18 protein-coding genes are annotated in these 19,914 nt (G+C 64.7%); 4 read left to right on the forward strand and 14 right to left on the reverse strand.

The window, feature by feature from the left end; translation table 11 throughout:
- Positions 1-40 precede the first annotated feature (40 nt).
- Positions 41-1,459 carry a serine hydrolase domain-containing protein gene (locus ACOGI9_RS14495; RefSeq protein WP_419857806.1) on the reverse strand — a complete coding sequence of 473 codons (1,419 nt, stop codon included), beginning with the start codon at positions 1,457-1,459 and terminating at the stop codon, positions 41-43.
- Complete coding sequence (locus tag ACOGI9_RS14500) at positions 1,456-2,070, reverse strand: HD domain-containing protein (protein ID WP_419857807.1); 615 nt, start codon at positions 2,068-2,070, stop codon at positions 1,456-1,458. Before ACOGI9_RS14500 ends, ACOGI9_RS14495 begins: the two co-directional genes overlap by 4 nt.
- A 137-nt stretch (positions 2,071-2,207) precedes the next feature.
- Between ACOGI9_RS14500 and ACOGI9_RS14505 the strand changes: the two genes are divergently transcribed.
- Together ACOGI9_RS14505 and ACOGI9_RS14510 are read left to right on the forward strand one after the other, a co-directional pair.
- A complete protein-coding gene (locus tag ACOGI9_RS14505; protein WP_419857808.1) occupies positions 2,208-3,323 on the forward strand; it encodes a TauD/TfdA family dioxygenase in 1,116 nt (371 codons plus the stop codon).
- Between the two features lie 52 nt (positions 3,324-3,375).
- On the forward strand, positions 3,376-4,314 hold the full coding sequence (locus ACOGI9_RS14510; protein WP_419857809.1) for an aldo/keto reductase: 939 nt from the start codon (positions 3,376-3,378) through the stop codon (positions 4,312-4,314).
- Between the two features lie 349 nt (positions 4,315-4,663).
- On the opposite strand, the gene ACOGI9_RS14515 is transcribed toward ACOGI9_RS14510, so the two are convergent.
- From ACOGI9_RS14515 to ACOGI9_RS14525, 3 genes are all read right to left on the reverse strand, one after another.
- Positions 4,664-5,452 carry a hypothetical protein gene (locus tag ACOGI9_RS14515; RefSeq protein WP_419857810.1) on the reverse strand — a complete coding sequence of 263 codons (789 nt, stop codon included), beginning with the start codon at positions 5,450-5,452 and terminating at the stop codon, positions 4,664-4,666.
- 507 nt (positions 5,453-5,959) lie between these two features.
- On the reverse strand, positions 5,960-6,226 hold the full coding sequence (locus ACOGI9_RS14520; protein WP_419857811.1) for a hypothetical protein: 267 nt from the start codon (positions 6,224-6,226) through the stop codon (positions 5,960-5,962).
- Positions 6,227-6,302: 76 nt separating this feature from the next.
- Positions 6,303-7,133: a hypothetical protein gene (locus ACOGI9_RS14525; protein WP_419857812.1), complete on the reverse strand. Its 831-nt coding sequence runs from the start codon at positions 7,131-7,133 to the stop codon at positions 6,303-6,305.
- A gap of 138 nt (positions 7,134-7,271) precedes the next feature.
- Between ACOGI9_RS14525 and ACOGI9_RS14530 the strand changes: the two genes are divergently transcribed.
- A complete protein-coding gene (locus ACOGI9_RS14530) occupies positions 7,272-8,195 on the forward strand; it encodes a DNA-methyltransferase (RefSeq protein WP_419857813.1) in 924 nt (307 codons plus the stop codon).
- Between the two features lie 104 nt (positions 8,196-8,299).
- Here the strand turns inward: ACOGI9_RS14530 and ACOGI9_RS14535 are convergent, their stop codons facing one another.
- From ACOGI9_RS14535 to ACOGI9_RS14560, 6 genes are all read right to left on the reverse strand, one after another.
- Entirely contained in the window at positions 8,300-9,508 is a 1,209-nt protein-coding gene (locus tag ACOGI9_RS14535) for a HEPN domain-containing protein (RefSeq protein ID WP_419857814.1), read from the reverse strand.
- Between the two features lie 456 nt (positions 9,509-9,964).
- Entirely contained in the window at positions 9,965-10,894 is a 930-nt protein-coding gene (locus tag ACOGI9_RS14540) for a DUF5677 domain-containing protein (RefSeq protein ID WP_419857815.1), read from the reverse strand.
- 33 nt (positions 10,895-10,927) lie between these two features.
- Entirely contained in the window at positions 10,928-11,548 is a 621-nt protein-coding gene (locus ACOGI9_RS14545) for a hypothetical protein (RefSeq protein ID WP_419857816.1), read from the reverse strand.
- Positions 11,545-12,522 carry an aminopeptidase gene (locus ACOGI9_RS14550; protein WP_419857817.1) on the reverse strand — a complete coding sequence of 326 codons (978 nt, stop codon included), beginning with the start codon at positions 12,520-12,522 and terminating at the stop codon, positions 11,545-11,547. Before ACOGI9_RS14550 ends, ACOGI9_RS14545 begins: the two co-directional genes overlap by 4 nt.
- Positions 12,523-12,542: 20 nt before the next feature.
- Positions 12,543-13,520, reverse strand: coding sequence for an aminopeptidase (locus ACOGI9_RS14555; protein WP_419857818.1), 978 nt, complete (start codon positions 13,518-13,520; stop codon positions 12,543-12,545).
- Positions 13,521-13,527: 7 nt separating this feature from the next.
- On the reverse strand, positions 13,528-14,715 hold the full coding sequence (locus tag ACOGI9_RS14560; RefSeq protein ID WP_419857819.1) for a cation:dicarboxylate symporter family transporter: 1,188 nt from the start codon (positions 14,713-14,715) through the stop codon (positions 13,528-13,530).
- 175 nt (positions 14,716-14,890) lie between these two features.
- Here ACOGI9_RS14560 and alr point away from each other — a divergent pair, with 175 nt between their 5' ends.
- Entirely contained in the window at positions 14,891-16,159 is a 1,269-nt protein-coding gene (alr, locus tag ACOGI9_RS14565) for an alanine racemase (RefSeq protein WP_419857820.1), read from the forward strand.
- Between the two features lie 13 nt (positions 16,160-16,172).
- On the opposite strand, the gene ACOGI9_RS14570 is transcribed toward alr, so the two are convergent.
- Genes ACOGI9_RS14570 through ACOGI9_RS14580 form a run of 3 tightly spaced genes read right to left on the reverse strand, consistent with a single transcriptional unit; the run spans position 16,173 to position 19,881 of the window.
- Positions 16,173-17,465 (reverse strand): aminotransferase class V-fold PLP-dependent enzyme, encoded by a 1,293-nt coding sequence (locus ACOGI9_RS14570; protein WP_419857821.1) that lies wholly within the window; start codon positions 17,463-17,465, stop codon positions 16,173-16,175.
- The gene (locus ACOGI9_RS14575) at positions 17,462-18,922 is read right to left on the reverse strand and encodes an APC family permease (protein ID WP_419857822.1); all 1,461 of its coding nucleotides are present in this window, start codon (positions 18,920-18,922) and stop codon (positions 17,462-17,464) included. Before ACOGI9_RS14575 ends, ACOGI9_RS14570 begins: the two co-directional genes overlap by 4 nt.
- Positions 18,922-19,881 (reverse strand): 3-keto-5-aminohexanoate cleavage protein, encoded by a 960-nt coding sequence (locus ACOGI9_RS14580; protein ID WP_419857823.1) that lies wholly within the window; start codon positions 19,879-19,881, stop codon positions 18,922-18,924. The genes ACOGI9_RS14575 and ACOGI9_RS14580 overlap by 1 nt, the downstream gene beginning before the upstream one ends.
- Positions 19,882-19,914: the final 33 nt, after the last annotated feature.

The following is a 19,914-nucleotide window of genomic DNA, read 5'->3' on the forward strand; positions in this document are numbered from 1 at the left end:
CGCGCGAACCGCAGGTTCCTGACCCGCCCGGCGTCGACGATCAGGGCCTCGTACCGGCCGCCGACGAGTTCGGAGAAGCGGAGGGTCGGCCCGTCCTCGGTCGTGAGTTGTCCGTCGGCTTCGGCCACGAGTGCGACGGGGTCCCGCCGCCCAACATGCAGCATGAGCCCGGAGGCGCCTTCCTCCACGATCCGATACGTGGCGTCCAACTCGGGACTGTAGAAGGATCCGGCGTAGCGCGCGCGGTTCGGAATGTCGTGGTCGGGCGGAGCCTCGCGGCAGCGTCCTCGTCCGCAGCCTGCGTCTCCTCCTCCTCTCCCTCCGCGACGTCCTCGGGCGGGGCCATCGCGTCTTCCAGGTAGATCTCGGCCGTGCTCGCGATCAGGGACATGGGATCGATCCGCGACCGGTTACACAGGGCGACGAACGAGTAGCCGGCGTCAGGATAGCGGGACATGCCCGTGCGGTAGCCGACCCACGAGCCGCTGTGCCCAACGGTGGCCAGCCCCCGGTGCTCGCCGTGCGAGAGACCGAAGGCGTAGGGAATCGTGTCGCCGGAAGTGAGCACGCCCCGTTCGTGCATCAGCGCGACCCATTCGGGCCCGCCGACCGTGCCCTCGGTGAGGTTGCGATCCCATGCGGGCCACTCCGTCACCGAAGTGTAGATGCCGCCGTCTCCGACGACGTCGAGCGTCGTCATGTTGATCCGGAAGCCGTCATCGGTGGGCGAATAACCGGTCGCCCGGCCGGGGACGACTTCGTTGTGGTCGTCGTGGAAGTGCGTGCGCGGCATGCCCAGAGGATCGAAGAACTCGGCCCGGGCGAACTCCCTCAGGCTTTGTCCCGAAACCTCGGCCACGATCTCGGCGAGCAGGACGTAGCCGGAGTTGCTGTACAGGTACTCGGAGCCCGGAGGAAAGTTGAGTTCGCGCTGTCGGTGGATCGCGTCGAGGATGTCCTGATTCGTGATGAAATCCTCGCTCCGGTTCCCCGCCAGGGTGAAGAGCCCGAGGTAGTCGCGCACGCCGGACGTGTGGTGGATCAGGTGTCGGACGGTGGGAGAGTCGGCGTAGTCGGGGAATTCGGGGACGTAGCGCTGGACGGGAGCATCCAGATCCACCTCTCCCCGGAGGGCGAGCAGGGCGACCGCGCCGGCCGTGAACTGCTTGGAGACGGACGCGATGCGGTAGATGGTCTCGGGGCCGTTCGGGATGCCGTGGTCGAGGTTGGCGGTGCCGTAGCCGGCCGCATGGACAAGGCGGCCGTCCCGGATCACGCCCAGGGAGCAGCCGGGTCCGTCGGCGCTGGCGTAGTCGGCGAAGACCGCGTCGACCCGGGCCGACAGCCCGGCGTCCCCGTCGGGGGCGCAGCCTGCGAGTGCGCCCACCAGGACCGCGGCGATCACGGCCACGCCGGTCGGATGACGGCAGGCGCCCCGCGACTGCGTGGTCAGGATCACCCCCTCGGCCAGAGGCTGAACGGTTCGCGCGCGAAGATCCGGCGGACCATCGGCTCGAAGAACTCCAGCGGCAGCGAATCGTAGTCGGGATCGAACGCGCACTGGTCCCAGCGGTGACAGAAATCCACCGCGTCCTGGTACCAGGGGTGATCGCGGTACTCGTCGCGCGCGTTGCGGTCGCGGCCCAGGTGGTGGGCGTAGTAGACGAGCTGGAACAGGCCGTGGTGCCGGACGATCCAGTGCGTGCGCTCGGTGACGAAGGGGCGGAGCAGGAGGGCGGCCAGTTCGCCGTGGCTGTGCGGAGCCAGCAGATCGTCGATGTCGTGCAGGAGTGCGGCCACGACCATCTCCTCGTCCGCGCCGTCGCGATGGGCGCGGGTCGCGCTCTGCAGGGAATGTTCCAAACGGTCGACGTGGTAGCCGCCAACGGAGCCTGACAACTCGCGGAGGTGCGCCAGCACGCGGTCGGCGGTGTCGGCGGCGAACTCGTCCTCGAGGCGCGAGAGCAGTTCGTAGTCCTCGCGGGTGCCGTCCTCCATGCGGGTGAAGCTCACGACGGGGCCGCTCGGCTCTGTGCCGGCCTCCGTGCTCGTCCCGGCCGTACGGGGCATGCCGGTCACTCTCCGCTGAGGGTTCGATCGGGGATTCCTCGCCGCAGCGTCGGCCCAAGCGAAGGGCATTGTCAAGATCGCTCGGGCGTCCGTAGCGTTCGCTGCAGGCCGGTGACCACGGACTGGGAGGATCGACCATGGGTGCCTCGATCAGCAGCCTCGCGCAGAATGGCGACGCCCTGACGGCGGTCTGGAGCGACGGCGAACGCACCGATCTCCCCTACCTCTGGCTGCGGGACAACTGCGGCTGCGGCGAGTGCTGCGTCGAGCAGACCACGGAGAAGCGGTTCCACGTCTTCCGCGTCCCCAGCGACCTGAGGCCGTCGACGGTCGATATCGAAGCCGCCGGATCCGACGACGAGGCGATTTCCATCGCGTGGCCGGACGGACACCACACGCGCCACCGGTCGAGCGACATCCGCGGCCTCCTGAGCCGGCCTCGTCTCGAGTTGCAGTACTGGGACGGGCAGTTCCAGCCGCGGAGGTTCAACTACCAGCGGTTCCTGGCGGACGACAGCGCGGCGGCGGAGTTGATCGAAGAGTTTCTGCGCACCGGGGTCTGCGTGCTGGTCGACGCCCCCACCGAACCGGATTCGCTGGAGGAACTTGCCGTTCGTCTGGGTCCGATCCGCGAGGTCCTGTTCGAGCGCATCCACAACGTCAAGCTCGATCCGAAGGGATACAACATCGCGCACACGGCTCTGGCCGTCGGCGTGCACAACGACTTCACCAGCTACACGTGGCCCCCGAGCGTGCAGGCGTTGCACATGCTGGTGAACGAGTGCGAGGGCGGCGCGTCGACGGTCGTGGACGGCTTTGGCCTGCTCGAGGCGCTACGCAGCGAACACCCCGACAAGTTCGACGTGCTGTGCTCGGTGCAGGTGCCGTTCCGCATCTTCAGCGACGAATACGAGTGCTACGCGGCCAATCCCATGGTCGACCTGGACAGCGACGGGGAGATCAGGATGATCCGCTTCAACACGGCGCAGATGCAGGCCGTTCCCCTGTCGGAGCCCCGGCTGGGCGAGTTCTATGCCGCCTACCACGAACTGTCGAGCCGCGTCAACGACCCCGGCGCCCAGGTGACCTTCCGGCTGGAGGGCGGGATGATCCTGCTGTGTGCCGGGCACCGCGTCCTCCACGGCCGGACCGAGATGGTGTCGAACGGGGCGCGCCACCTGCAGGACGCCTACTTCGAACACGACAACGTCCGCACCCACCTCAGGCTCCTCCGCCGCACCGGCCGCGCCTGAGAACCCGGGTCAGCCCAATGCACGGACCAATACCATGCCGAAGGAGAGTCTCATGAAGAGTCCGGGCGATACGACACGCCGCGACTTCCTGTCTTGCCTGGCGGGTGCCGGCGCTGTGCTGGCTGCCCCGCGCGCCCTGTTCGGGAGCACGCCCCCGGTCCAGGAGACGCTTCCCACGCGCCCCATCCCGGGAACGGAGGAGACGCTGCCCATCGTGGGCTTCGGCTCCTCGAAGCCCGTGCTCGAGATCCCGACCGAAGGGACGGAGCCCGTGGCGAACGTGATCCGCATGCTCCTCGAGCATGGGGGCCGCGTCGTCGATACCTCGCCGCGCACGCCGGAGATCGACGCGGAGTTCGGCACGGTCCTGACGGCGTCGGAGTTCAGCGGTCGCCTCTTCGTCGCCACGAAGATCAACACGGACGGGGAAGCGTCGGGCATCGAACAGATGCGGCAGAATCAGCGGCTCGTCGGCAGCCGCACCCTGGACCTGCTCGAGGTCGAGAGCATGCGCGACCTGGACGTGCACTGGCCCAACGTGCTCCGCTGGAAGGACTCGGGCGAGGCGCGCTACATCGGCGTCACCACCTCCAGCATCCCCCAGCACGAGGCGTTCGAGTCGTTCATGCGGACGCAGCCCCTCGACTTCGTCCAGGTCAACTACTCGGTGATGGAACCGAACGCCGAGGATCGTCTCCTGCCGCTCGCGCAGGATCTTGGACTGGCCGTCTTGATCAACCGTCCGTTCATGAACGGTACCTACTTCCCTCGCGTGAGCGGACACGAGCTGCCCGAATGGGCGGCCGAGTTCGACTGCGCGAGCTGGGCGCAGTTCTCCCTCAAGTACATCCTCGCCCATCCCGCCGTGACGTGCGCCCTCACGGAGACGACGAATCCGGACCACATGGCGGAGAACATCGGCGCCGCCTTCGGCCGCCTGCCGGATGAGGCGACCAAGCGCCGCATGCGGGAGCTCGTCCAGGACTTCTGAATCCCGGATTCGCACCCGGAACGTTCCCGCGGGAACGTCCTACTCCGGAACGTCCTGCTCCGAACGATCGAGCACCACCGTCCGGGGCACAGTCGGCTTGCGACCCGCTAGGCCTTCAGGTTTCCGTTCCTCCTGCGGGTCTCGGCCACCCATTCCACGTCATTCAAGCCGATCTCTAGATCGGGGCTGCACGACCAAAAGCTGGGGCGTAGGACTCGCGCTAGGCTCGTCGAACTTCGCGAATGCGCACCATCGCCCGCGCGGTCTCAAAATCGAGACGCCGTCGACTCTTCCTGCCTCCGCGCCGGCGGGTTTCCGGTAGGCACTTCAGCGTGCCCTCGTCCATCTGTTATTGTACGCGATCCCTACGTTGCGCCGCCTCCTCCAACGTCGCTCTCGCGAACATGAACCTGAACCCGCGTCCCCTTGCCCAATTGTACGTCAATCCCATTACCATACTTCCACCGATAAACAAATATGCAAAAAGTAGTTCATCGGTTACGACTGCTACCACGGCCAGTACAACTGAGAGAATCAAGGCCGCAACGAATTTGAAGCGTTGCATCTTCGCTCGCACCGTCTCGTATCCACGTAATTCATTTATCCATCGTAAGTCCGTGGGGTCGCCGGTTTGCTTTCCGAATACAAATGCAATCGCATCTAATCGGTCAATTGTTGTGTAATCGTACATGTCGCTATGAAACACGTTCGCTGCCATATCCCACCGTTTTTCCTGCGAATACGATCTCAAGCTCTCAAGAGCGGTCAACAGACCGTCTGTTTTCGGCAGACCGATCCGCAGTGCGGCCAGCTCATCTCGCAAGATGAGCATGCAAACTAACGCCTCTACATCCTCGGCGTTACCACATCGTACAAACGCTGCACATTTACCAATCAGATCTTTGAGTCGGTACAACCGATGGTGCTTGGAGACATATCGGATCCACAGAACATATGCCGCCCGGACTATTCCGACGACCGCCGATGCTTCGATGGCAATCGCAATAGTGATGTCACCGGGTCTCCACCAGCGAACCGTGAGGACGTACACAGAGGCCAACAGCCATGAAATTGCTCGCACTCCCCGGTCCAACCGCTCTTCAGCAATGCCCGGAAGGTACTGTTCAATGAGATTCATTCGATGCCTTTCATGCTTGTTCTTGACCCAGAAGCAAGGCGTAGTAAAGTAAGGGTAACGTGTTTGATCGACGTCAAGAGACGACTCGTCGGGACGAAAGGACAACGGCCTCAGAGTGGATCTTCGCGGAGACGGTGCCGCCGAGGTTGGCGGACGTACCGGTTCCCATGTACACCGTGGGACCTGCGCCTTCGTCGCTGAGCATATCGCCTGCGAACTCGGTGCGGACAGGCTTCGGGGCGAAGGCAACTGAGCGCAATCGTAGAAGGGAAGGTGCGGCCGGTGTGGATGAAGCGCCCCGCCGAGTTCGTGGCCGCGGGAAGTAGCCGGCCGCCGTCAGCTCTCATCGAACTTAAGGACGGACCTCTTCCAGCGCGTTGTGGAAGGGGTCGAGGGCACAGCTGATTCGGAGCCGATCGTCCGGGAGCGCGTAGGACGGCCCGCCACGAACCCATCTGTCGTGAGCGTCGCCGAGAGGGGGACGCGCCAGCTCGCGCTGAAAGCCCCTCAGCGGCACAGCCGGCTCGCCGCCTGCCATGCCGCCAGGTTCCCGTTCCTTCTGAGGGTCTCGGCGACCCATTCCACATCGTTCAAGCCGATCTGCAGATCGGGGCGGTACGACCAGAAGCAGGTGGCGTAGAACTCGCGGAAGGCTCGTCGTGCTTCGCGGACCCGCACCATCTCCCGGGCTGTCTCTGGATCGAGGCGCCGTCGGCTCTTTCTGCCTCCGCGACGTCCGATTTCGGCCAGGTATTTTCGCGTACTCTCGTCCATTCAATCATCGTAAGCGGCTTATGTTATAACATCAAGCAGTTGACGAGCTAGCTGTAAAGGCGCCACAACTAGCGGCTCAGTCTAATAACCCGCCTTCCTCGATCACCCGCATGGCAGCTTCGTCAATACTGGACTCGGTCTCAGCCGCAAAGAGAATTCCGTTGATGCCTTGGCCCTGATATCGCTTGAGTACGTCTGCGTGGCGATCGGGAAACGGGTAGTAGATGACGGCGAAGAACCGTGACGATGGGTGGACGTCACGAAGGTGGCTCACCTTCTGAGTGATTTCGTCTCCACGTTTGTGGAAATCCCTCGGTGACTCAAACCGCTTGACATCAACTCCGACTTCGACGTCTCCACGCTTAGGATATGCGGCATCCAACTCGAATGTCCCGCCCGGGTGCTCGAACTTCCTCTTCACGAAGCTACCCTCCCGCAAGTGACGGTTTAGTGCCGCTCGGACTCGCCGTTCCCAGCGACCCTTTGCCGCACGCATTTCCTTGTCGACCCACCAAAAGTGATCGAGCATGAGAAGAGCGGGTACAGCTAGCTCTTTCGGCAGCAGCGGCTTCAGATAGCCTGACAACGTGAATGCTCTGTCTCGGCTTATGCGCTCGGCGTAGGTGTCCACGGTAATCCCCAGGTCCCTTTGGACCGCGCGCTGTGCAACGTTCGCACAGGCTAGGAGGGCCTTCAGCATGACCGGTCGCCGGACTAGCGCTTCACCTAGATCCTCTGCGGAGACAGCATCGAAGAGAATGACCGGCGTTTGCCGATACTCAACGTGATCACCGAACTCGAACAGGAGAGCCTCTTCAAGGTCCCGCACGCGTGCCTCCGGCGGAAGCGCCGCCTCCCGCTGCTCGGCGTGGTTCGAGTAGATACTTCCCTCGCTTGGCGTTGACATGGCGTTGATTGACCCCGGTTGGTTTAGGGGGGACGAAAGGGCTTGCACGAGGTGTGGATCGGGCTAACCTCAAGGTGGAGGGGACCCCGTTCAGCGCAAGACCGGAGGAACTCGCGAGACTGCAGCGACCGAGGAGCGATGCCCAAAACTACAGGGAAGGTCGAGAAGCTCGACCTCGATGAACGCCGACGATTCGCTCGTGCCGAGCGTCAGCGGATCGAGGAGGTCGGGGGGGTGCAGGTTTCGGTCGACCTGCGAAGAGGAGATGCGCGCGATCTGGGCTGGATTCCCGATGAATCGGTTCACCTGATCGTGACGTCGCCACCGTATTGGACGCTCAAGCGATACAACGAGCACCCGGACCAGCTCGGACACGTGGCGGACTACGAGGAGTTTCTTGACGCGCTGGATGAAGTGTGGGTGCACGCCCATCGAGTGCTTGTGCCCGGCGGTCGGCTGGCGTGCGTGGTCGGTGATGTATGCCTCTCGCGTCGGCAGTTCGGACGCCACCTAGTCATGCCGCTGCACTCCGACATCTCGGTTCGCTGCAGAAAGATCGGCTTCGACAACTTGAATCCCATCATCTGGCACAAGATTGCCAACGCGCGCTTCGAAGTCGGTGGCGGCGGAGGATTCCTGGGGAAGCCGTACGAACCGAACGCAGTGATCAAGAACGACATCGAGTTCATCCTAATGCAACGCAAACCTGGCGGTTACCGGCGGCCTACGGACGCTCAGCGTGGGCTGAGCATGATCGAGAAGGAAGATTTCAACGCGTGGTTCCGACAGAACTGGACGCTACCGGGGGAATCGACCCGGGATCACCCTGCGCCCTTCCCCCTGGAGATCGCCCATCGGTTGATTTCAATGTTCTCCTTCGTTGGCGATCTGGTCCTGGATCCGTTCGCTGGAACAGGGACAACGTTGGTAGCGGCTGCAAGATTGGGGCGGAACGCACTGGGTAATGAGATAGATCCCGATTACATTCGGTACGCGGCGAGCCGGATGCATGCTGAAGCCGACTTGTTCAGCAGGCCGACGGTTACCGTGACGGGGATCTGACTAGGTTCGGCCGAACGCTGCCGTCGATTGCCGTCTCCACCAAGCCGGCCCAAGATCTGGACCCGGTGATTATCGTACTTGTACAGATCGGCACAAACGCCCAGCTACGCCAATCCGGCCATTGTGAGATGTCGTCGGTAGGAATTCATGTATTTCTCAAACGGATGCGACATGCCGGGTTTATCGAACCACTTCTCGACATCCCATCCGCACTGGATAAGTTCCGATACGCCATAAATGACTTCCAGTGTCCTTGTCAGGAACATAACGACCGACATATCTGTACAATCTATCCCCGCGACCTCAGTTCCGTGTGTGTAATAATTTCGGCAAATGACGGCCGCCCGTACAACGTCCTGAATGTTCGGCAACCGCTCTTCTCCTGCATGCTCAAGCACGACGTTCGCTCGGCGCTCAATAATATCGCGAAGGCCAACATGTGCACGAATGCGACCTATGCCACTCAACACCTCCTCTCGCTCCTCAGTGTCGAGGTCATCAAGTTCTCGAATCCTCATACGAGCTCCACGGAGAATACTGTCGACGTGCGCCGAGAGTGAAGGCATCGACGGCTTGTCCTCCGCCGGAAGGAGGTCGAACATGTTGGCCGCAGAACAGATTCCATCGGCTGCGTCCGCGGTCCCAATCCCAGGCATCGATTTGAAAAACTTCGCGTTAGCGCCCTCCCGCCTGCCGTCCCTGTTTCGCCGAAGCCACTCCCGCATGGTATTCGCGAAGTGTTCCGGTTCGCGTGACAAATCGATGAGCGCCCCCGGCCACCCGCGGTTGCGCTCGTCGTAGTACGCACTCTGCCACTCGATCGGTGAAAACACCTCTAGGCCAACATCTCGATTCCCCTCGTCGTCGGCACGGTATCCGTCGTCCACCCGAGGAAACGTAAAGACAGACACCTCCCTCCACCTAGGTGCGTAGCCGATCATCCACCCAAAGAATTGACGTACCGCCCTCATCTTCTGAAACGCCTCATCCAGCGTCGCAGGCCGGTCGTCGAAATCTATCGTCAAATAGGGTATATCCTTGATCTCTCGTCCAGAAAGATCGCCAAACACCGTTCGCGACCCGCGCACCGTGCCCAACTCGGTCTCGGTCGCCGGCAGCACCTCGAATTGACCGGTGAAATAGGACACCGTAGCGGAACCATCCCTGCTCAAGTCACCCTTCAAATAGTCCGGCCTCCTCTGCTCTATAGCATCGATGATGTCCTCGTGGGGATTGGAAATGTGTCCAAACACATCTGCATCTCTGTCAGTGAGAACCGTGTCGATTTCGTCAAACGCGAATCTGATGCTCAAGATCACCCTGTCATTGGGATCCAAGTGTCGATCGCCGAATGTAGCATATTGAAATGATAGATCGGACGTGTAAAACACACGATCGCCAGCAAACTGATGACGAAATCGACTACTGAAACACCGCAAAAGTGAGACTCTGCCTTCCTCAGACATACCATGCAACGACGCGCCATCCGGAACATCAAAGAGTTCATCGTCAACGAGTCTTACAGCGCTATCCGAAAACTTTCCTCGTCGCAATGTGATTTGTCCAGGCAATTTGCGATCGTCGGGTAGAGTGAATAAGGCGCCAATAGGGTGATCATACTTGTCCGCGTGTTGCTTCATGCGTAAATATCCTCGATGGTGAGTGGATTGTGAGTCCGTACGTAACTCCGGAGCTTGTGTCGTTTAAGGTCACTCCGACCCCCGCGTTGAATCAACAGTCACGATCCATTTGTCGCGCCGCACCTTCTCCTACCAGCGTCCAACCGTCTCCTCTTCAACAGTTACTCTTGTATGTACTAATCTATCAATTGCCGGCCGAACCTCAGCTTTGTACCACTCCTCTCGTTCTCTTGCTTCACCTGCCCGGAAGCGATCGGTCAGGGTGGCCATCGCGGATAACAAGAACGTCAGCGTGAACAGGGCGACGCCGTAAAGGTCATCGGGATGCCGAAGTCCTCGCATCGATACTTGTTTCTTGCCGGCCGGCCGCATGACCTCTTGCAGGGGACCCTGAGCATGAAGCATGGTGGACCATTCGCGGTATTTGATATCATAGAAGTCCAGCCAGCCGAGATGTTTGGCGAGATCTCGTAACGTTTGGGGACCGCCGAACAGGGAGTACCAGCGCGGTCTTCGGTGCGAGTGTGCTGCATACGCGTCGACGACCTCTTTCATGTGGGGTTTGTTTAGGAACGCGGTCATCGCTTGGATATGTCGCTCCGTATCCTTGAGTGCGTCATCCGGCATACCTTCGAGAATTCTATCTGTGAGTTCACGATCTCGAATTCTCTCGCTTGAACGACGTCGTTGATAAACATCGGCGTGCACCCAGGATAAGGTGCGCCGCGTTTCGCTCGCCTCATCTTCGAGTTGGTATTGCAGACTGAGCATCGCTTCGAACATGCTCCGTAATAGCGGCTTCGAAGGCGCTACGCAGGCGTGGGAAAGTAATATTTCAACAGCGTCGGCAAGTTCGATAATCTGACGGAAGAGGGCAAAGTGAACGACATGTACATCGGGCGTCGAGTTAGGTGGAGTACTCCTCATGCATCTGAGGAGCGCACGCGCGGAGTAGTTTACGACCTCTTGAAGAACAGGTTGTACGTGCTCGTTGAATTGCTGCACGTTCTCAAGCGCACGGGGTCGATCTAGTACGTAACGGACAGGTTCGGTAGGCATCTGTTCTCCTTAGGTGGGGTCTATGTGGATCATTTAGTATTGTCGTTGCTGTTCGACTAACCAGCGTCGCACGAGGCGCTCGTCGTAGCGGGCGCCTTCGACCAAGACGTCCGGATAATTGTTTTCGAGATCGTAGATTCGCCGATCGAGATCTGCTTCACGATAAGCGGCCTCCGGTGGAAGAGGTGTCAAGCTAAGCTGCTGTTCAAGAGGCCGAATCAGTCGGTGGACAAGGAGTTGATGACCCCATGCCTTCTGCCACCAAACGGACGTCGCGATGAGTTGAAGTACTTCGTCGCGCGACAGCGACGGGCCGCGGAGTTCTTGCGGTGATGGCGTATCATGTTGCAGTGGAACCCTGGTGGTTGGGGCGGGTCCAGGCACCAGTCGGCGCCTCCGACGTAGGATTGGGCGAAGTGCGGAGCCGATGGCGAGACTGCCGCCGGCTAGGAAAAGGATGGCGGCGAGCGTAAGGAAGTCAGGTAGATAGTGAGGTGAGGTTTGCCACCAGTCCCACTCGTTCCACTGTTTCGCGATGTCGGGAAGATTCACCACGTGTGGAAGCAGCAAGCCCGCCACCCCCAAGGCAATTGCCGTTGCACCGCCGCCTGTCTTTATGACGATGATTGGTTGAGCTTGCTGCTTGTCGGTCATGGAGTGTTGCCTGTATACCAGATGCGGTCAGGTGGACACGGAACGATACAGACATCGCCATGCGCTAGCACGGGTGTGCCGTCGATCCACACGGTTGGGGCCCGGGCGATGGCGTCGAAGTGGGTTTTGGCGGAGACGGTGCCGCCGAGGTTGGCGGAGGTGCCGATGCCGATGTGGACGGTGCCGTTCACGCCCTCGTCGTTGAGCATCTCGCCGGTGAACTCGGTGCAGGCCGGGTTCAGGCCGAAGGCGAACTGGGCGAGGTTGTAAACCCAGGGGTCGTCCTGTCGGGCCAGCAGGTCCGCGAGGAAGTCGGCCTGGTCGCCGCCCTCGATGTCGGTGACGAAGCCCTTCGAGATGCGGAAGGTCACGGGTTCGCGGATGGGACCCACGCCGTAGTAGGGGATGCTCCCGTCGCACACGAACACGCCTTCGGCGGTTCCCTGCGCGGGGGCGCAGTTGGCTTCGATGTTGGGGACGGCCGAGAAGCCGGGGCCGTCCAGCAGGCAGGCGTGGCTGTTCCCGGCGACGCCTTCGAGGCTCATGGTGAGATCGGTGCCGGCGGGGTTCGTCACCCGCAGGCGCTCGCCGGCCGTGAGCTTCGCCGCGATGGCGTCGCACAGCGGCTTGCGCGCGCGGAAATCCGTGAACAGCCCGCCCTCGCGCATCATCCGCTCGGTGAACGCGGTCATGGAGAGAACTCGGGCTCCGGCGGCTATGGCCTCGCGGACCGCGCGGGTGTGCGCCAGCGCCAGCGTCACGGGCAGGAAGGCGACGTCGGCGGCCGAGAGCGCCGCGGCCACGGCGGGTCCCGGCTCCTCGTTGTCGATCGCACGCTCCGGCGGGATCACGATGCTCGGGACGGCTTCGGCCTGAAGCGCCGCGTCGGCAACCGCCCGCGCGATCGCCATCCGCTCCGGATCCGTGACGATGACCACGTCCTCAGCGGGCCGCACGTTGGCGCAGGTCCGCACCAGGATCTCCGCACCTCGTCTCATACCAGAACCTGCTTGTCGCGCTGGACGACGCGGCCGTCGACGGTGATGGTCGGTTCCCACATCAGCAGGTCGTAGTGGGTCGGGGCCACGATCTCGCCTCCGAGGGTATGGCTCGTTCCGATGCCGATGTGGATCGTGCCCATGACGCCCTCGTCCTCGAGCATCTCTCCGGTGAGGCGGGCGTTCGGGTTCAGGCCGACGCCGAGTTCCGCGACGTTGAAGCAGTGCGGGTCCCCGAAGGATTCCAGGTGCTGGCGCAGGAAATCGGCCTGTGCACCGCCGGCCATCTCCACGATGCCGCCTTCACGCACCGCGCAGACGATGGGCTCCTCCAGGATGCCGATGCCGAGGTAGGGGACCGAGGCGTCGAAAATGAGCGTGCCCTCGGCCGAGCCGGTCACCGGCACGACGTTGACCTCGATGTCGGGGACGGGAGCGAGTTCTCCGGGATCGGGGATGTTGGTCAGCACGTTCGCGACGCGACCCTCGATCCCGAAGCGGAGGTCCGTTCCGCGCGGGGAAGTGAGCCGCACGGACTTGCCCTCCGTGAAGGCCGCGCCAAGGCGGCGGCAGACGTCGGCCTGCGCCTCGAAGTCGGTCTCGAGCAGCGCAGGGCTGGTCATGATCGCGTCGCTGTACGCCGTCATCATGCAGACGCGCGCGCCCGCCTCGAGGGCGGCCCGCATCGCGCGCGTGTGGGTGATCGAGATGCGCACGGGGGAGAAAATCACGTCGGCCTCGGCCATGGCCCGGGCGACCGGAGAGGGCGGCTCCTGCCCGTCCTGGTCCCGCATGGGAATAATGCACACGGTGACGTCGGCGCCGGCGTCGCGGGCGGCCGCCGCGACGGCATCCGCGTACCGCCGCATCGTCGGGTCGGTCACGATCACGACGACTTCACCCGGCTGGACGCGCCCGTTCACGTGCACGAGCCGCCCCGCTCCGGGCGAGAGATCCAGGCCAGCTTCAGCCACGGCCCCGTCAGCCACGGTCCCTCGCGAAGAACTCATCGAAGCGGCCGTCGAAGATGATCGCGGTGTAGCCATCTCCGGTCGTGTTGGTCGCCGTGCGCAGCATGTCGGGGATGCCGCCGGAGAGCGCGATCCAGCTCGCGATGAACTCGCCCTGAGCCTGACCTTCCAGTCCCAGCATGCTCGCGAACAGCGTCGCGCTCCACAGCGCCGTCCCCATGCCGGCCGGGAGCCCGGGAGCCGCGATCGTGAACAGGACGACGGCGGGCCACGCGGCGAGCATCATCATCCAGCTCAATTCCAGGCCGAACACGTAGCTGACGACGAAGGGTCCGTACGCGACGTAGGCCAGCGCGCTCGCGTCCAGGTTCGCGACGGCGCCGAACGGGAGGACGAAGTCGGCCACCTCATCGCGCACGCCGACCTTCTTGGCGTTGCCGAGGTTGACGGGGAGCGTCGCCAGCGACGAACACGTGCCCGCGGCGAAGACCGCGGTCGGCGCATAGTAGTCCCTCAGGACGGGCCCCACGGGCCGCCGTCCGACCCTCCGCACGAGCACGAACGTGTAGAACGCCCACCAGACCAGGACGAGCCCGCCGGTATAGGCGGCCATCGTCAGATAGTGCGAGAGTCCCAGGCTCGCGCCGAAGCGCACGCCCAGGGTGATGCCGAAGGCGAGAATGAGCGGGAGCATGACGTACGCCAGCTTGCCGCCCGCCTTCTCGATCGAGTCGGCGATTCGTCGAAGCACCCGGTAGGTCGGATTGTGCCGCGCACCGAAGGCTCCGAGCAGCACTCCGGCGAGAATCGCGAGCAGCGGCCACGAGGCCCCGCCCTCTCCGAGGCTCCGCAGCATGGCCGCGGCTTCCGTCCACACGCCCCGGTCCCCCGAGGCCAGCGGGATGCGAAAGATCGTGGCGGAGGTCACGACGGCGATGAGCCCGGCGACCGTCGACGTGAAGACGTACCAGAGGACGACCGCACCGGCGAAGCGCCCGGCGAGCCCGCGCCGCACCAGCGTCGCGATGGCCGGGCTGAGGGCCGCGAGAATGAGCAGCGGCACGACGGCGACCACCCAGGCGATGAGCGTGGCCGTGGCGTCGGCCACCGGCGCCAGCGGACCCGGGAAGAACCCACCGGCGGCCAGACCCGCGACCAGCGCCAGCAGGGTCCACACATACGTCGGGACCCTGCGCATGACCCCCGGCGTCACTCCTCGGCGTGTCGGTGGATCCGGGCGCGCAACGTGGCGCGCAACGTCTCGAAGCAGGGCGAGATGTTGATGGTGTTCATGGCGGAAGCGTAGTGTCTTCAGGAAAATGAAGGCAACGCCAAGCGCAGTCTGTATTGCCCCGCTAAGCCCGGAGGGCCCAATGGATCGCCCGTCATCACCGCTCCCGCGCCGCCGCTTTCTCCACCTGACCGGCGCAGCCCTGGGCCTCGCCGCGACCTCCGGCTGCGCGACCGCCGGGAGGACGCGCAGTACGGGGGCCGGCCTGCTGTCTGCGGGTGCAGCCACGGACCGCACCTGGACTCCCGATCGCTTCGATCCGTGGATCGAACTGAACCGCGCCGCCTGGGCCCACAACGTCCGCGAGGCCGCGCGGCTGGCGGGCGGCCGCCCCATCCTCGCGGTCGTGAAGAACAACGCCTACGGCCTGGGGGACCGTACGGTCGGGCCGCTCCTCGCCGGGATGCCCGAGGTGGGCGGCATCGCCGCCGTGCGCGTCGAGGAGGCGCTCGCCATGCGGGAGGCGGGCGTGACCAAGCCGATCGTGGTCATGGCCGAGGGATCCGAGGACGAGATCGAGGAGCTGGCGAGGCGCGACGTGCTCCCGTCCGTGTGGCTGGATGATGCGCCCGCGCGGCTGCGGAGCGTGTCCAGGCGACTCGGCCGTCCCGTGCCCGTCCAGCTCTTCATCGATACGGGGATGAACCGGGAGGGGATGCCGTACACCCGCGCCCGCGGCTGGATCGAGGAGTTGGTGCAGAGCGAATACGTCGACGTGAACGGCACCTACACCATGTTCATTCACGATCTCGACTTCAATCGGGAGCAGCTCGCGCGCTTCGAGGAACTCCTCGCCTGGGCCCGCGGGAAGAACCTTCCCCTCGGCACCCTCCACGCTTCACCCTCCTTCGAGCTGTTCAACCTGCCCGAGGCGCACTACGACATGGTGCGTCCCGGGAACGCGCTGTTCGGAAACCACCTTTCCGGTGGCGAGGGCGCCCGGGAGATGGCCGACCTCAGGCCCGTGTTTCGCATGAACGCGCGCGTGGTGCGGGTCGAACGCCTGGAGCCGGGCGACGGCGCGGGCTTCCGTCACACCTTCACCGCCGACCGGGCGACCTGGGTCGCACTGCTGCCGGTCGGCCGCACCGACGGCTATCCGTCCGAAGCGAACGGGACCTGCGAGGTGCTGATCAACGGCCGTCTGTATCCGGTCGCCGGAGGCGTCAACTCCGCGCACACGATTCTCGACATCGGTCCGGAGAAGACGGTCGAGGTCGGCGACGTCGCCACCCTCATCGGCCCCGACCACCCGGCCGTGCTCCCCCACACCGTCGCCGAGCGGACGGGCCGCGGCTTCCTCGGCATCATCCAGTTCATGAACCCCCGGCTCCCGAGACGGGTGGTGTAGGCCCCGCTCCCGGTCAGCTGCAGCGCTCCGCGATCGCCGCGACGGCGGCGTCAATCTCGTCGCGGGTGTTGAAGAAGTGGATGGATAGCCGGAAGTCGCGCTCCTCCCGGACGGGAGAGGCGAGGATCCCCTCGTCTTCGCGCAGGTCGCTGTAGAGCTGCGTGGCGTCGCACCCCTCCGGGAGCTGAACCACGAACACGCCCGAGCGGTCCGGGCGCGCCCGCGGAGACGACACGTCCAGCCCTTCCGTGCGGTCGACAACCTCGATCGCGTGGTCGACGAGCGACTGGATCCGGTTCTCGATCCTCTCCAGGCCGACATCCTCCATCCACTCCACGGCGCGGGCGAAGCCGGCGAAGTCCGCCAGCGCGCGGGTGCCGAACTCGTACCTCGCGGCGCTGGGGAGCAGGGTGTAGGCACCCTCGTAGTCCATCGTCGCGTGGCTGTGGGAACCGGCCCAACTAAGCTGCACGTCGTCTAGCATTTCGCGACGCACGAAGAGCGCGCCGGTGCCCTTGGGGCCGAGCAGCCACTTGTGGCCGCAGGTGGAATAGCCGTCGCAGCCGAGGGCGCGGAAGTCGGTCGCGACGCAGCCCGGGCCCTGTGCGCCGTCGAGGTGGTAGCGCACGCCGCGGGAGCGCAGCAGGTCGCCCAGTTCGGCGGACTCGTCGGTCCGCAGCGTCCGCCCGTTGTTCCGCGACACGTGACTGACGCTCACCATCCGCGTGCGGTCGGAGAGTCGGCCGCGAACCTCGTCGATGAGTCCGGTTCCGGGGCTCAGGTCGATCTCGCGGATCGCGATCCCGAACCGATCCCGCAGGACGTACCACGGGACGACGTTGGCGGGGTGTTCCGTGTTGGAGATCACGACCTCGTCGCCCGGCTCCCAGTTCAGGCTCCAGGCTAGGATGGAGATCCCCTCGGAGGTGCTGTGCGTGAGCGCGACTTCCTCGGTCCCGGCGCCGAACACGCGCGCCAGTTGCGTCCGCAGGTCGGGCTCGATCCGCGCCATCTCGTCCGAGATGCGGGGCTCGGCCGGACTCCGGTTCTGGAAGGCGAGCCGTTCATGGACGTGGTCGATGACGGCGTTCGGAGCGGGGCCGATCCCGCCCGTCTGGAAATACAGGCTCTCCGTCGAGGCGGGGATCTCGGCGCGCGCGCGGGCCACCCAGGCTTCCTGCGGGCGACTCGAATCAGCGGGCCGGGAAGCCGGATCGGCCAGGGCGAGCCGCCCCACGGGCACGATCGGGGCCAGCGCCAGCGCGCCCGCGGACCGGCGGAGGAAGTGGCGCCGACTCGTGTTCATTCCGGTTCCTCGTCGCTGAGGATGAGCCAGCGGAGCCTCCTGTCGCTCACCTCGCGGCGGAGAGGCGCGGCGGCGCGGTAGAAGACGAGCCCCAGCGCCGCCCAGACGACGAGGACGATCCACTCGGCGGGGATCCGGCCGCCCGCGCCATGGAAGGGTTCCCAGATCGAAGCTCCGAGCAGCCCCAGCGCGATGACGGCACTGAGAACCAGGAAGCCCCGGCCGCCAGGCACGGTGTAGGGGCGTGGATGGTCGGGGCGCGTCTTCCGCAGCCGCAGGACGCCCAGCACGACGACGAGGAAGACGATCATGGCCGAGATCGCGGCGCCTCCGACGATGACGAGGATGGCGTTGCGGCCGAACAGCGCCCCGACGCTCCCCATGACGGCCACGAAGATGACCGCGGCGGACGGCGAGCCGTAGCGGTCGTGCACCCTGGCGAGGCGGTGGGGGATCATGTGCGCGCGAGCCATGGCGAAGACGATCCGCGTGGAGGCGAAGAAGATCGCGTTCCACGTCGTGATCAGCCCACAGAGCCCGGCGAACAGCACGATTCGGCCCAGGAACGGCGAGCCGAGCGCGGCCTCGATCGCCGCCGCGGCCGGAAGCTCGGAGGCGAGCAGTTCCGCGCGGGGCATGCTCATGGCCGTCGCCAGAATCACGAGACAGTAGAAGACGAGCGCGAACAGGATCGAGGCGCCCATGACGCGGGGCAGGAGCCGCAGCTTCGCGCCCTCCTCCACCTCCTCCATCGCCTGGGGAATCGTGTCGAAGCCGGCGAACCAGAACGCGGCGGTCCCGAGCACGATGCCCACGCCGACGAGGGCCGCCCCCGGCGTCGTCCCGCTGAACATGGGCTCCAGGTTCGCGACGCTGCCGCCCACGACCCCCGCGACGACGAAGATGAGGGTGAGGATGATGAGTCCGGCCGTCATCAGGTCCTGGAACCAGGCGGCCGTCTTTCCGCCGCGGTAGTTGATGAACGTGATCGCGGCCATCACGGCGAGTCCGAGGGCGAGGCTCCACAGCCGCACCTCCTGCCCCAGCAGCGTGTAGATGACCGGACCGCCGAACCCCGGGACGAGAGCCGACACGACCCATTCCACGGAGATCGCCTCGAAGGAGGTCGTGAAGATGTAGGAGAAGGCGAGGAACCACGCGGCGGCGAAACTCCAGCGCGCTCCCCACGCCTCGAACACGTACGCGACCTCGCCGCCGGTGACCGGGTACGCGGCCGCCATCTCCGAGTAGCAGAGCCCGATCGCGAGAATGCCGAGGCCGCCGAGCACGAACGCGATGATGGCCCCGACCGCGCCGGCGCCGCTCAGCCACGCCCCCATGACCGTGATCCAGCCGACGCCGATGATGGTGCCGAAGGCGAGCGAGAAGAGCGACCGGAGCCGGATCCCTCGCCCGAGTTCCTCGCGCCCGCCCTCTGCCCCCGGCTGGCCCGACACTAGCTGTACCGTGTCGGCGTGGCCGAGAGCCCGAGCATTTCGCGCGCCTGCGAGGGCGTCGCGACCTCGCGGTTCAGCTCGTGCGCGATCCGGACGGCGCGCTCCACGAGCTGGCGGTTGCTCGCCACCTTCTGGCCGCGACGGTAGTAGATGTTGTCCTCGAGGCCGACGCGGACATGGCCTCCCATGAGGGTGGCGAGCGTGGTCATGGGAAGCTGGTGCGGTCCGATGCCGGAGCACAGCCAGACGGAACCCTCCGGGAACTCCCGGACCATGTTCACGACGTTGTCGACGGTCGGCCAGCTCGACGTCTGGTAGCCCATCACGGTCTGGACCCAGTAGGGCGTCTCGATGAGGCCCTGCGCCATCAGGTCCCGGATCACCCACCCGCAGCCGGGGTGGTAGGTCTCGAGTTCGGGCTTGATGCCGCGCGCCTTCATCTCCGCCGCGAAGTGCGCGATCTGCCTGTAGGAGAACGGCGTGCAGTCGTCGAAGTCGATCGCGGGGCGCGGGTGCGTGTACTCCTCTCCCCGCGGCTTCAGTTTGAACTTGCCCATGTCCGGGGCGAGGTTCAGCGACGCGACCTCGGGGTTGGCGTCGAGGCAGGACAGGCGCTGTTCATCGTCCATCCACAGGTCGCCGCCGGTCGTGTTGTTGATGATGATCTCGGGGCAGCGCTCGCGCAGGCGGCGGTTCGCCTCCAGCCACACCTCCGTCGTCGTCGCCCCCTTCCACAGCGTCTCGGGGTTCCGGGCATGGATGTGCACCATCGAGGCGCCCGCGTCGTACGCCTCGCCGACGGACTCGGCGAGCTCCTCGGACGTCTCCGGGAGGGCGTCGTTATACTCCTTGCCCTGGATGCCGCCGTTCGCGGCCAGACAGATGATGACGGGGGGCATGCCGCCGGCGACCCTGTCCATGTAGGCGTAGGGGTCGCCGTAGTTCCAGGTCGTGGTCATGTGCTCCTCGGCGGGCTGTTGTCGTCTCGGGAG

This window comes from Candidatus Palauibacter irciniicola, from assembly GCF_965208695.1.
GTDB classification, from domain to species: domain Bacteria; phylum Gemmatimonadota; class Gemmatimonadetes; order Palauibacterales; family Palauibacteraceae; genus Palauibacter; species Palauibacter irciniicola.